The 13,446-nt window shown below is 77.0% G+C and carries 7 protein-coding genes; 4 read left to right on the top strand and 3 right to left on the bottom strand.

Going from position 1 to position 13,446, the window contains the following annotated elements:
* Positions 1-67 precede the first annotated feature (67 nt).
* Genes ABT093_RS15170 through ABT093_RS15160 form a run of 3 tightly spaced genes read right to left on the bottom strand, consistent with a single transcriptional unit; the run spans position 68 to position 2,947 of the window.
* Entirely contained in the window at positions 68-1,039 is a 972-nt protein-coding gene (locus ABT093_RS15170; protein ID WP_350564303.1) for a quinone oxidoreductase family protein, read from the bottom strand.
* Positions 1,036-2,076: a DMT family transporter gene (locus tag ABT093_RS15165; RefSeq protein WP_350564301.1), complete on the bottom strand. Its 1,041-nt coding sequence runs from the start codon at positions 2,074-2,076 to the stop codon at positions 1,036-1,038. Before ABT093_RS15165 ends, ABT093_RS15170 begins: the two co-directional genes overlap by 4 nt.
* A gap of 7 nt (positions 2,077-2,083) precedes the next feature.
* Positions 2,084-2,947, bottom strand: a complete 864-nt coding sequence (locus ABT093_RS15160) for an SAM hydrolase/SAM-dependent halogenase family protein (protein WP_350564299.1) — start codon at positions 2,945-2,947, stop codon at positions 2,084-2,086.
* 226 nt (positions 2,948-3,173) lie between these two features.
* Here ABT093_RS15160 and ABT093_RS15155 point away from each other — a divergent pair, with 226 nt between their 5' ends.
* From ABT093_RS15155 to ABT093_RS15140, 4 genes are all read left to right on the top strand, one after another.
* Positions 3,174-3,743, top strand: a complete 570-nt coding sequence (locus ABT093_RS15155) for a CocE/NonD family hydrolase C-terminal non-catalytic domain-containing protein (RefSeq protein WP_350564297.1) — start codon at positions 3,174-3,176, stop codon at positions 3,741-3,743.
* A 215-nt stretch (positions 3,744-3,958) separates the two neighbouring features.
* On the top strand, positions 3,959-11,059 hold the full coding sequence (fxsT, locus tag ABT093_RS15150) for an FxSxx-COOH system tetratricopeptide repeat protein (protein ID WP_350564296.1): 7,101 nt from the start codon (positions 3,959-3,961) through the stop codon (positions 11,057-11,059).
* 4 nt (positions 11,060-11,063) lie between these two features.
* Entirely contained in the window at positions 11,064-12,311 is a 1,248-nt protein-coding gene (locus ABT093_RS15145; protein WP_350564294.1) for a CHAT domain-containing protein, read from the top strand.
* Positions 12,308-13,333 carry a hypothetical protein gene (locus ABT093_RS15140; protein ID WP_350564292.1) on the top strand — a complete coding sequence of 342 codons (1,026 nt, stop codon included), beginning with the start codon at positions 12,308-12,310 and terminating at the stop codon, positions 13,331-13,333. Before ABT093_RS15145 ends, ABT093_RS15140 begins: the two co-directional genes overlap by 4 nt.
* Positions 13,334-13,446 lie beyond the last annotated feature (113 nt).

Genomic DNA, 13,446 nt, shown 5'->3' with positions numbered 1-13,446 from the left:
TGACGCCCCGCCGGCGAAGGCGGAGTCCGGCGGGGCGTCGGTACCGGAGGGGTGGGGCGGGTGCGTCCTACGGGTGGCGCAGCAGGATCTTGCCGAGGCTCTCCCGGCCCTCCAGCCGGGCGTGCGCGGCGGGGGCGTCGGCGAAGTCGTAGGTGCGGTCGATCCGGGCCCGCAGGGTGCCGTCGAGGAGTCCGGCGAAGACGGCTCCGGTGCGGGCGGTGAACTCCTCGCGGGTGAGCACGTGGTCGGTGAGGCTGGGCCAGGTGAGCCGCAGCGAGCCCTTCTGGACCAGCGTGAACGGGTCGATCGGGTCGGGCTTGCCGCTGGCCCGGCCGTAGACGACGAGGGTGCCGCGCGGGCGCAGCGAGTCCAGGCTGTCGAGGAAGGTGTCTTTGCCGACCGAGTCGTAGACCGCGTCGGCGCCGGCGCCGCCGGTGAACCGGCGGACGGCCTCGCGGAAGTTCTCCCGGTCGTAGCGCACGACGGCGTCGGCGCCCAACTCGGTGACCAGCGCGGCCTTCTCGTCGCTGGAGACGGTGCCGATGACGTGCGCCCCGGCCCGCTTGGCGAACTGGACCAGGAACTGCCCGACCCCGCCGGCGGCGGCGTGCACCACGACCACCTGGCCCTTGGCGACCGGGTGCGAGTCGTGCGCCAGGTAGTGCGCGGTGAGCCCCTGGAGCATCGCGGCGGCGGCCGTCCCGGAGTCCAGGCCGTCCGGCACGGCGGTCGCCAGCCGGACCGGTACGGTCACGAACTCGGCGTAGGCGCCCGGGAGTTCGCCGTAGGCGACGCGGTCGCCGACGGCCAGCTCGGTGACGCCGGGGCCGACGGCGTCGACCGTGCCGACGGCGTCCATGCCCGGGACGAACGGCAGGGCGACGGGGAAGACGCCCTGGCGGTGGTAGACGTCGACGTAGTTGACGCCGATGACCTCGGTGCGGATGCGGATCTCGCCGGCGGCGGGCTCGGTCACCGGCACGTCGTCGACCTGCAGCTGCTCGGGGCCGCCGGGGGCGTGGACGCGGATCGCCTTCATGGGGTGGTACCTCGGCTGTTCTGGTAGGCGGGTCGGGTGGTGGTGTTGACGGGAACGGGCGGCGACGGGATGCCGTCGCCCGGGAGCGAAGGGTGGTCGGGGTCGGCCGGGGCGGGCGTGTCGCGGGCCGCGGCGGCGGGGCCGGATGCCGTGCCCGGCGCCGGGGCGGGCCGGTTGGCGAGCAGCCCGCCGCCGATCATCAGGGCCCCGCCCAGCAGTTGCAGCGGCGTCGGCGCCAGGCCGAGCGCCAGCAGGGCGACGAGCACCGTGAACGCCGGCTCCAGCTGGAGCACGCTCGCCGTCTCCCACGGCCGCAGCCGCTCCAGCGCCAGGTGCAGGGTGACGTAGGCGAGGCAGAAGTTGGTGACGGCGAGCAGGAGTTGGAGGCCGAGGGTGCCGGCCGTGGGGTGCCAGCGCAGCGGGCCGGGCGCGAGCAGCAGGACCGGCAGCAGCACGACCGCCGCCGGGACCAGCCGCCACAGGCCCAGCTGCAGCGCCGGCACCTTGGCCATCAGCGCCTTGGCGGGCAGGAAGGCCAGGCCGGCCAGCACCGCGCCCGCCAGCACCAGCGCGTCGCCGGTGCCGACGGCGGTGAAGCCCGCGCCGGGGTCGCGCAGCACCACCAGTACCCCGCCGGCCAGGGTGACCGCGAGTCCGGCCGACTGCCACCCGCGCAGCCGGTCGCCGAGCAGCAGCACGGAGGCCAGGACGGCCGTCGGGCCCTGGAGCTGGATGAGGAAGCCGCCGTTGACCGGGCTGGTCCGGCTCAGCCCGCTGATCACCAGGGCCAGCGAGAGGCCGGTGCCGATCACCGAGACGAAGCCCAGCCGGAGCCACTCCCGCCCGGTCAGGCCGCGCGGGACCAGCGGCCGGCGCCGTGCCGCCAGCTGGGTGGCGAGCAGCACGGCACCGATCGACAGGTTGATCTCGGTGGTCAGCAGCGGGTCGATCTCGCGGGTGACCCGGTTGGCCAGCACGGCGCCGGCGCCGAAGAAGGCGGCGGTCAGCAGCGCGAATGCGTACCCCTGCGCGCGCACGGTGGGCTCAGCGCGCCTTCACGCGGACGGTGTGCCCGCGCTCGACGCCGTACCGGGCCGCGAAGTCGCCCTGGTTGAGGGCGAGTCCGAGCTGGTCGCGGCTGGCGATGTAGGCCAGCGGCTCGCCCTCGCCGGTCTCGCCGAAGGTGCGGCGCAGCGGGGTGGTGATGCGGCTGTCGCCGATCTCGATCTCCAGCTCGGTGTCGAAGGCGATTCCCCGGGCGTCCAGGAATTCCCGGGTGATGCTTGTCCAGACGTTCCCGTAGTTCTTGTCGAGAATCGCCACCTCGCCGATTATCCAGTCGCCCTCGACGACCGGCTCGGCGACCTCCAGAAGGGTGATTTCGGAGGCGTCGATTTCCTCGCCTATTTCGCTGAACGGTACTCCGTCGGCGATGTGCGCGGCGGCCGAGATGACGATGTCGCGGCCGTAGAACGTCGGGTCGATGACGGGCCGGCGGACCTTCTCGGCGGTGATCCGGCGGACCTCGGCGACGCCCGCCTCCCGGACGATCCGGGTGAGCAGGCCGTTGTTGGGGGCGAAGTAGGTGTGGCCCTGCGGGGTGCGCAGGCCGATCGCGTTGTCCTGGACGCCGGTGTGCGGGAAGGTGACGCAGGCGAAGACCGCGTCGGCCGGGAAGTAGCGGAACGAGTCGCGGATGTACAGGCCGGCCTCGTAGATGTCGAACGGCGTGACGTCGTGCGTGATGTCGACGATGTTGGCGTGCGGGGCGATGCTGAGCACCATCCCCTTGCAGATGCCGACGGCGTCGTCGACGAGGCCGAAGTCGGTGAGCAGCCCGACGATCGGTCGGGGCGCGAGCAGGCCGGGGCCGGTGGACGTGGCGGGGGCGCTGGTGGAAGCGGACATGCTGAACCCTTTCAGGATTACCGAAACGGGGTGGCGTGCCAGGCGGTCCGGGATTTTTTCCGGCGGTGAATCGCCCGGGTAAAGGACGGTTCAAGCGGCGCGAGATTGAAGCGAGGCTAGCACCCGGTCGGCCGCGAAGAAAGCGTGTGCTGTTTCGGCTGTATGAAGTCGTTTTGAAGAAACGGAACGATACCGGCCGTTTTCCGGGAAAGCGGCCGCGCCGCTCGTGTGTTCGTGTGCCGGTGGATGCGGTGCGGGCGTGAACCGCCGCGGGCCGGGGCAGCCATCCGGGAGCCCGTGTCGCGCCCACCGCGGAGGTCCCGGATGCCACCCCTTCCCCAACGCGCCCTGCTCGCCGTCCTGTTGGCCGTGCTCGCCGCCGGCTGGGCGCCGACCCCGCCGCGGTGACCGGCACCGGACCGCTCGACCGCTGGAACACCAACCTCACCGGCGCACCCGTCGGTTACCCCGACCGCGCCACCACCGCCGGCACCCCGGACTGGCGCCGGCTGCGCACGCCCCGCTCCTACGCCGCCACGGCCGCCGCCCCCTTCCCCCGGACACCCCCCAGCGCCTCGCCTTCGACCTGCTCCCCACCTCCGCCCTGTTCCGCCCCGGCGACCGCGTCCGCCTCACCCTGGCCCCCGCCAACCCCTCCTCCTTCGAGCCCCGGCCCGCCGCCGTCACGGCCCTGTCCTGGTGGGAGCCGCGCCGGCCGCGCCGCCGCCACGGGCTGACGGTCCGCGTCGCGCTGGGGCGCGAACGGCCGGATTATTCGCCGTGCCAGGCTCGATGACGGACCGTCGGTCCGTTCGAGCGGCCGGGTTGCGGGTGGGCGGCACGGCGTGATTGGCTGCGGCCCGTTCGCCGTCGTGATCACATCCGGCACACCGGCCGGACCGCCGCCGAACTCGCGCCGCCGTCCTGGTGGGATGCCCTGACAGGGTGGGCGGGGGGCGCTACGGTGGGCGGGGGCGAGAGGGGCGCGTGGGGGCAGGCGTGGAGCTGGCGGTGACGACGGGCGTGCGGCCCGAGGGCGGGCTGCCGCCGGTGCGGCAGGGGTACGAGGTGTCCGGGCGGCGACCGGGCGGAGCCGCGGCGGTGAGCGGGGGGAACCCGCACGCCGAGCAGCGCGCCGTGGTGCTGCCCGCCGAGGCCGCGCAGGCCGCCGTGGACATCGCCGCGCCGCCCGGGACGGACAACCTCCCGCCCCTTGTCTCCGGGGAACTGATCGGCCGGGCCAGGGAGCTGGAACAGATCGCGGACGCCTCGGCGGCCCGCGCGGTCACCGTGCTGCACGGGCTCGCCGGCGTCGGGAAGACGGCCCTCGCCCTGCACCACGCCCACGCGCGGCGCGCCGGCCACCGCCTGGTGTGGTGGATCACCGCCGAGTCCGCCGAGCAGCTCGCCGAGGGCTTCGCCGACCTCGCCGTGCGGCTGCACCCCGCGTGGGCGCTCGGCGCGCCGCCCAGCCGCCAGGTGGAGTGGGCGCTCGCCTGGCTGCGCGCGCACGACGAGTGGCTGCTGGTGTACGACAACGTCGAGGACCCGGCCGACCTGACGCCCTACCTGGCACGGCTGGCGGGGCGCGGGCGCCACCTGGTCACCAGCCGCCGGGTGAGCGGCGCCCACCCGGCGGTCCGGGCGGTGCGGGTCGAGGTGCTGGACGGCACCCAGGCGGCCCGGCTGCTCTGCGCCACGGCCCGCCCCGGGGCGCCGGCCGACGACGGCGACCTCGCCGAAGCCCGGGCGCTGGCCGAGGAGTTGGGCCATCTGCCGCTGGCGCTGGCACAGGCCGGCGGGTACCTGCAGCAGACCGGGGCCGACTTCGGCGCCTACCGGGACCTGCTGCGCTCGGCCACCGCGGTGCGGCTGGAGAAGCGGACGGCCGCCGACCCCGTGCCGGACGCCGTCGGCACCCTCGCCCGGCTGTGGCGCACCACCCTGGCCACCGTCCGGCACACCGCCCCGTTCGCCGTGGAGCTGCTGCGCATCCTCGCCTGGTACGCGCCCGAGGCGCTGCCGCGCGAGGCACTGCTGCCGTTCGGCGAGCGCCGCCCCGAGGAGGTGGACGCGGCGCTGCGGGTGCTGGCCGACTACCACCTGATCACCCTCGGCCCGCGCACGGTGGCCGTCCACCGGCTGCTGCAGACCGTCCTGCGCGGCACCGACCCGGACGGGCGGGTGCGCCGGCGCGCCGAGCGGAACCTGGCCGGCGCGGTGACCGGACTGTGGGCCGCCGCCGACCGGCCGCTGCGGCGCGCGCTGCTGCCGCACATCCGCGAGCTGGCCGCCACCGGCCCGTCGGCCGCGCCCACCGAGCGGACCGTGGCGCTGTACCGGCTGGCCGCCGACGCCCTCGCCGAACCGGAGCAGCGGATCTTCGCGGTGCCGCTGCTGGCGGCGGTGGCGGACGGCGAGAGGCGGCTGCTGGGCGCCGGGCACCCCCGCGCGCTCGCCACCCGGGGCCGGCTCGCCGAACTGCACGCCCGGGTCGGCGACCCGGTGCAGGCGGTGGCGTACTGCGCGGCGCTGGTGGCCGAACGCGAGCGGGCGCTCGGCCCGGACGACCCGGCCGTGCTCGCCGACCGGCACTGGCTGGCCCACGCCCGCCGCCGGGCCGGCGAACACCGGCGGGCCGTCGAGGAGTTCCTGGCGGTGGCCGCGGACCGGGCGCGGGTGCTGGGCGCCGACCACCAGGACACCCTGGCCGCCCGGCGCGGGCTCGCCTACGCGCTCCAGGTGGCCGGCCGGCACCGGGAGGCGGTGGCGGAGTTCGAACGGCTGCTGGCCGACCGCGTCCGGCTGGGCGGCCCCGACGACCCGGCCACCCTGGCCTGCCGCAACAGCCTCGCCTACGCGCGGCTGACCGCCGGGGAGCACCGGCGGGCCGTGGAGCTCTACCGGCAGGCGGTCGCCGACCGGGCGCGGGTGCTGGGCGCCGAGCACCCCGACACCCTCACCGGCCGCTGCTGGCTGGCCGCCGCGCTCGCCGTCTCCGGCGACCACCCGGCGGCGCTCGCCGCCTACGAGGAGGTGGTGCGGGACCGGGTGCGCACCCAGGGCGCCGATCACGCGCAGACCCTGGACGCCCGGGTCCGGCTGGCCGCGGCCCGCGCCGAGGCCGGGCAAGCGGCCCTTGCGGTCGCCGAGTTGGCGGCCGTGGTGGCCGACCTCGGCCGGGTGCTGGGCGCCGGCCACCCGGACACCCTGGACGCCCGCACCCGGCTCGCCCGGTCCTGCGGCGAGGCCGGTTCCCACCGCCGCGCCGTCGCCGAGCACGCCCTGCTGGCCGCCGACCGCGCCCGGGTGCAGGGCCCGGACCACCCCGACACCCTGGAGGAGCGGAACGCGCTGGCCGAGGCCCGGCAGGCCGCCGGGCAGTACGGCCGGGCCCTCGCCGAACGGCGGCGGCTGGTCGCCGACCGCGAGCGCGTCCAGGGCCCGGACCACCCCGACACGCTGGAGGCGCGGGCCGCGCTGGCCCGGCTGCACGGCGAGGCGGGGGAGCGGCGGACGGCGGCCGTGCTGTGCGCGGAGCTGGTGGCGGACCGGGTGCGGGTGCAGGGCGCGGACCACCCGGACACCCTGGACGCCCGGTGGTGGCAGGCGTGGCTGTTCTCGTCGGCGGGTGAACACGCCTCGGCGGTACGGAACTTCGAGGAGCTGGCGGCCGATCGCGGGCGGGTGCAGGGGCCGGACCATCCGGCGACGCTGAACACCCGGTGGTGGCTGGCCTGGTCCTGCCGCGAGGCGGGCAGGCCGGCGCGGGCCGTCGCGCTGTACGAGGCGCTGCTCGCCGACCGCGAGCGGATCCAGGGCGCCGAGCACCCCGACACCCTCAACACCCGCTCCGGGCTGGCCTGGGCCTGCCGGGAGGCCGGTGACCCCTGGCGCGCCGTCGGAGTGAACACGGCGCTGCTCGCCGACCGCGAACGGATCCAGGGCCCCGGGCACCCCGACACCCTCAACACCCGCTCCGGCCTGGCCCTGGCCCGCCACGAGGCGGGGGAGCGGCGGGCCGCCGCCGAGCTGTGCGCGGAGCTGGTGGCGGACCGGGTGCGGGTGCAGGGCGCGGATCACCCGGACACCCTGGACGCCCGGTGGTGGGAGGCCTGGCTGCTCTCGTCGGCGGGTGAACACGCCTGGGCGGTGGAAGAGTTCGAGCGGCTGGCGGCCGATCGCGGGCGGGTGCAGGGGCCGGACCATCCGGCGACGCTGAACACCCGGTGGTGGCTGGCCTGGGCCTGCCGGGAGGCGGGACGCTACGGGCCGGCCGTCGCCCGCTACGAGGCGCTGCTCGCCGACCGCGAGCGGATCCACGGCCCGGACCACCCGGACACCCTCAACTGCCGCTCGGCGCTGGCCTGGTCCCACCGGGAGGCGGGCGAGCACGCGCGGGCCGTCGCGCTGGCCGAGGCGCTGCTCGCCGATCGCGAGCGGATCCACGGCCCCGATCACCCCGACACCCTCAACTGCCGCTCGGCGCTGGCCTGGTCGTACCGCGAATCGGGGGACCACGCACGGGCCGTGGTGCTGGCCGAGGCGCTGGTGGCCGACCGCGAGCGGATCCACGGCGTCGGGCACCCCGACACCCTGGCCGCCCTCGCCGACCTCGCCACCGCCTGCCGGGAGGCCGGCGACCACCGCCGCGCCGTCCTGCTCTGGACGTCCGTCGCCGCCGACCACGAGAACCTCCAGGGCGCCGCCGGCCGCCCGAAGCAGTTCGCCGCCCGGCTCGGCCTCGCCCTGACCCACCGGGCGGCCGGCGACCACCCGCGCGCCCTCGACGTGCTCGCCGAGCTGGTCGCCGACCGGACGCGGACGCAGGGCGCGGACCACCCGGACACCCTGGACACCCGCGGCTGGCAGGCCCGCGCCGCCCACGAGGACGGCCGGCACACCCATGCCGTCGCCCTGTACGAGGCGCTGCTCGCCGACCGCGAGCGGGTCCAGGGTCCCTTCCACCCGGCGACCCTGGACACCCGGGCCGGGCTCGCCTGGTCCTACCGGGGCGCCGGCCGGCACCGGGAGTCGGTCGCGGCCTACCGGGCGCTGCTCGCCGACCGCGAGCGGCTCCAGGGCCTCTCCCACCCGGCGACCCTGGACACCCGGGCGGGGCTCGCGCTGTCCCACCGGGCCGCCGGCGACCACGCCGCGGCCGTCGCCGGGCAGACCGAGGTCGTCGAGGCCCGGCGGCGGCTCCAGGGCGCGGACCACCCCGCCACCCTGCAGGCCCTCGCCGACCTCGCCCAGTGCCACCGGGAGGCCGGCGACCGGTCCCTGGCGATCGAGTCCTACACCGCCCTGGTCGCGGACCGCGAACGGCTGCAGGGCCCGGACCACCCCGCCACCCTCAACACCCGCTGGTGGCTCGCCCAGACCTGCCGCCAGAACGGCGAGCACGCGCGGGCCCTCGCGCTGTACGAGGCGCTGCTCGCCGACCGCGAGCGCGTCCAGGGCCCCGACCACCCGGACACCCTCAACACCCGCTCCGGCCTGGCCTGGGCCTGCCGCGAGGCGGGCGACCACCGGCGCGCCATGGAGCTGAACGAGGCCCTGGTCGCGGACCGCGAGCGCGTCCAGGGCCCGGACCACCCCGCCACCCTCAACACCCGCACCGGCCTCGCCCTCGCCCTCCAGGAGGCCGGCCGGTACGACCGGGCCGCCGAGCTGCACGCCGGGATCGTCCGGTGCCGCGTCCGGCTGCAGGGCGCGGACCACCCGGAGACCCTCAACGAACGGGCCAACCTCGCCGAGGCCCGCCAGCGCGGCGGACACCTGCGGCAGGCCGTCGCCGACTGGGCGGAGCTGGTCGCCGGCCGCGCACGCCTGCACGGACCCGACCACCCCGAGGTGCTGCGCGCCCGGCTCTGGCACGCCTGGGGCCTGCAGAAGGCCGGCGACGACCGGCAGGCGCTCACCCTGCTCCTGGCCCTGCTCGCCGACCGCGAACGGCTCCAGGGGCCGGACCACCCCGACACCCTGCACACCCGCTCCGCCGTCGCCTACGCGCTGCGCGAGGCCGGCCGGCCGCTCGCCGAGCTCGCCGAACGCGCCCGGCTCGCCGCCGACCGCGCACGCCTGCACGGACCCGACCACCCCGAGACGCTCGGCGCGCGGGCCGGCGAGGCCTGGGCCCACCGCGAGGCCGGCCGGCACCGGTCCGCCCGGCGCCGGTACGAGGCCCTGGTGGCCGACCGCACCCGCCAGCAGGGGGCCGACCACCCCGACACCCTCGCCGAGCGCGCCAACCTGGCCCTGCTCCACCGGTTCGCCGGGCGTCACGGCGAGGAGGCCGCCGCCCGCACCCGGCTGGTCGCCGACCGCGAGCGCGTCCAGGGCCCCGACCACCCGGGCACCCTGACCGCCCGGCAGTCCCTCGCCAACGCCCTGCGCTCCGGGCACGCCTACGCCGCGGCCGAGGAGGCGTACCGCGCCGTCCTCGCCGACCGCACCCGCCTGCTCGGCGCCGACCACCCCGACACCCTGGACTGCCGCGAGGGCCTGGCGCGCACCGCCCGCGAGGCCGGCCGGCACGGCGCGGCGGTCGACGCCTACCGGCAGCTGCTCGGCGACGCGGCGGCGGCGCTCGGTGCGGACCACCCCCGGACTCTGGCGCTGCGCGGCGACCTCGGCGACACCCTGCGCGTGGCCGGGCGCCCGGCCGAGGCGGTGGCGGTGCTCGGCCCGCTGGCCGAGGACTGGCGGCGCGTCCTGGGCGCCGGCACCCGGGGCTTCCTGCGGACCGCCCGCCGGCTGGCCTATGCCACCCACCTCGACGGCCGGCCCGAGGACGCCGTCACCCCGCTGGGTGCGCTGCTCGCCCCGGCGGCGGAGGCCCTGGGGCCGGACCACGACGCCGTGCTCCGCTGCCGGGAGGCGCACGCCCTGCTGGTGGCGGTGGGCGACCGGCCGTTCCGGGGCGTGGTGCTGCTGGAGGAGCTCGCCGAGGAGTGCGAGGCGAGCCACGGCCCCGAGCACCGGCTCGCCCTGAGCATCCGCCAGAGCCTCGGCTGGGCCCGGCACCGGGCCGGGGACCACGACGGCGCCGTCCGCCAGTACCGCGCCGTCCTGACCGCCCGGACCCCGGAGGCCTCGCCGGCGCTGCTGGCGGAGGCGCACCGGGACGGCGGCGGCCCGCTGCCGGAGGCCGGGACGACGCGCCCGGGCGGTGTCGAGTTGTTCCCCACGCTTGCGGTCGGACTCGCGGAGGCGCTCGCCGGCGCCGGTCACCGGGGCCCGGCCGAAGACCTGCTGGTCGGCGTCCGCACCGGCCGGGAGGCCGTGTTCGCGGACGGCCACCCGCTCGCGGTGGAGGGACGGGCGGCGCTCGCCCGCCTGCGCGCGGGCATGACCGGCGGGCCGAGTGGGGCGGGCGGGTCCGCGCCGGCCGCCCCGCTCGGGACGACGGGCGGCCCCGGCGGGCCGGCCCTCGGCGCGGGGCCGGCCGGTCCGGCGGGACCGCTTCCGCCCGCGCCCGCGGCCTCGGCCGCACCCGCACCCGCACCCGTTCCGGCACCTGTCCCGGCGCCCGCGCCCGTACCCCGTACGCCCTGGCGGCCCCGGGTCACCCTGGTCGACGAGTGGCCCGAGGTGGGCGTCCCCGCGCGGCTGGAACTGCGCTGGGAGCACGACGGCGCGGCGGCGGGCGATCCGTGCCCGCTGCCGGAGCTGTACCTGGTCGCTTCGACGGCCGGCGACGCGGTCGTCGAACCCCCCGCCGTCGACCACGATCCGGCCGAGGGCCCCGCGGAGTTCACCCTCACCGCGGGCTCGCCCGGCTCGCACCGGGTCCGGTTCACCGTCTACGAGCGGGAGTCGGGCGTGGTCCTCCAGGACCTGGCGACGGTGGTCGAGGCGGCGCGGGCGATCCGGGTCACCCGGGTCGGGTGGGGGAGGGACGACGGCGCGTTCGGGGTGGTCGTCGTCAATCCCTGGTCGCACCCCCACTCCGGCACCGAGGTCCACGGTCGGGAACGCACGTTCCACCACACCGGTTCCGACCACGTGTACGTCCACGCCGAGGACCGCGACCCCTCCACCCACCACGCGCCGTGGCCCCCCGAGTCCGCCGACGAATCCGTCCACCCCGCCCACGATCAGGAGTAGCCAGGTGTCCCGGGACCTCGCGGTCGAGATCCGGCGGAACCCGTCCGCCGACTACACCCAGCTGCCCGGCCCCTCCCGCCGGCCGGGGCCGCTGGACCTGCTGGTGTCGCTGCGCCGCTCCAACGGCGGCCTGTACGTGCACGCCTTCCGCCCCGCCGAGCGCTCCCCGCGCACCCGCGCCCACCACGCGCAGCTCGACATCGGGGAGGCCGAACTGCTGCGCCGGGCCGGCCGGCTGCGCGGCATCTGGCGCGACCGGCTGGTCGGCTACGCGCAGGTGGACGAGCACGGGCTGCCGGTCGGCTACCCCTTCGCGCAGGCCGCCAACCTGGCCGCGACGCCGGGGCTCGCCGAGAACCGGATGGGCGAGCTGGTGGAGGAGGGCCGCTTCGTGCTGCAGAAGCTGCTCGCCGGCCCGGGCCGCGACCTCGGGGGGTTCCGGGAGTTCCTGCTCGGCGCGCTCACCGAGGAGGGGCCGCTGCGGATCAGCTTCGACTCCGAACTGCACCTGCCCTGGCCGCTGCTGGCCGTCGACAGCGGCGCCGCCCAGCCGTGGGAGGACTTCCTCGGCCACCGGCACCAGGTCGAGCAGACCGGCGACGCCTACCCCCGGGTCCAGGCGCCGTACCCGGTGCGCGACCGTCCGGTGACCAGCCTCAACACCGACGCCACCCTGGAGTCGGTGGGCCGGGCGCCGGAGGTCCGCAAGCTGCTGGAGGAACGCACCCAGCTGACCGTGCGCACCGAGTCCGAGCGCTTCCTGGAGGCGCTCTCCCGCGCGGTGCTGGACGAGGACCTGATGTACTTCTGGTGCCACGGCCAGTTCGTCGAGAACGGCACCGCCTACGCGCAGCTCGCCGTCCGGCTCTCCGACGGCCGGGACATCGACGCGGACCTGGTGCGCCGCTACCGCGAGCCGCACCAGGACGCCCCGGAGGCGCTGTTCCAGCCGTTCGTGCTGCTGAACGCCTGTCACACCGGCCAGTCGGCGGCCGCCGAGCTGGAGCACCTGGGGCGCGCCCTGGTGGAGCTGGGCGCCACCGGAGTGCTCGGCCCGCAGATCGAGATCCCCCAGGTGTTCGCCGCCGAGTACGCCTTCGCCTTCCTCGACCTGTACCTGACGGGGGAGCTCACCGCGGGGGAGATCGCCCGCGGGCTGGCCCGGCACTTCGCCGACGTCTACCGCAACCCCCTCGCCCTCACCTACTCCCTGCACTGCGGGATCGACAGCATGCTGGAGCTGACGTCATGACGCACGCCGTGGTGGATCTCGACGAGAACGGGCGGCTGCTGGTGCCGGGCACCCGGACGCCGGTGCCGGAGGCCAGGGTGGCCGAGCACCTGGCGCGCCATCTGAAGGTGCCGGAGCGGGCCACCGACCTCTACGTCTACGTGCACGGCTGGCAGACCGGCGCGCAGGCGGCCGGGCGGACGGCGGACGCCCTGATCGCGCGGGCCGTCGAGCTGGGGCGCGCGGCGCCGACGGCGTACCCGGGGCTGGCGGCGCGCGGGTACCGGCCGTGGTGCGTGGTGGTGCGCTGGCCGTCGTCGAGCCTGCCCACGCCGGCCGGCTACCGGCGGATCCGGGACCGGGCGCACGCGATGAGCGGGCCCGGGCGCGGGCAGGCGGGCTTCGTGATCGGGCACCTGCTCGGCTACCTGGACGCGGCGCGCGGCCGGCCGGACGCCCCCGAGGTGCTGGCGAACCGGTCGGGACAGTACCTGCACCTGGTCGGGCACTCCTTCGGCGGCCGGTTCCTGTGCGAGGCGCTGCAGTGGGCGGCCGAGCGGCCGGCGGCGGGGCCGCAGGTGCTGGGGTGGAGCGGGCGGACGGACCCGGCGCGGCCGTTCACGGTGGACAGCGCGCTGGTCTTCCAGATGGCCGCGCCGAGGGACGCCTTCGACCGGCTGTTCCCGCGGCTCTTCCCGGCGCCGGGGCGGCCGGGGGCGCCGCTGCGCGGGCCGCTGGTGCTGACGCACTCGCGGTGGGACCGGGCGACCGGCTTCTGGCACCTGCGGGCCGAGGGCCTGCCGGGGATCGGGCACTCGGGGGCGGGGACGGCGCCGGTCGGGCAGTTCTCGACGGCGCTGCTGGCGACGGAGACGCCGTACGCCAAGCGGCTGCTGGACCATCCGATCGTCAACGTCGACGCGGGCCGGGTGTTCCGGGGGAGTGCGGCGTCCCGCCGCCTGGCGCCGGCGGGCGCGCACTCGGACTTCCAGCACCCGGAGTCGGCGCACCTGCTGCTCAGCCTGGCGGCGTTCTCCCGCTGACACGGGGGCATTGCGTCCGTTTGCCCGATTCGGTCCGTCTCATCACCTGATGATCACTTGTCCGCCGGAACCGCGACGCCCCCCGTACGGCGCGGGCCGGTCCAATCCCCTCC

This window comes from Kitasatospora sp. NPDC002551 (assembly GCF_040296005.1).
In the GTDB taxonomy this organism is placed as follows: domain Bacteria; phylum Actinomycetota; class Actinomycetes; order Streptomycetales; family Streptomycetaceae; genus Kitasatospora.
The sequence above is the reverse complement of the archived record's forward strand: the minus strand, read 5'-3'. Positions and strand labels throughout refer to the sequence as shown.

What these genes read in the sequence shown, in the direction of transcription:
- ABT093_RS15140 (WP_350564292.1), top strand. Translation starts at nt 12,308, where the DNA reads ATGACGCACGCCGTGGTGGATCTCGACGAGAACGGGCGGCTGCTGGTG.
- ABT093_RS15160 (WP_350564299.1), bottom strand. Translation starts at nt 2,947, where the DNA reads ATGTCCGCTTCCACCAGCGCCCCCGCCACGTCCACCGGCCCCGGCCTG.
- ABT093_RS15170 (WP_350564303.1), bottom strand. Translation starts at nt 1,039, where the DNA reads ATGAAGGCGATCCGCGTCCACGCCCCCGGCGGCCCCGAGCAGCTGCAG.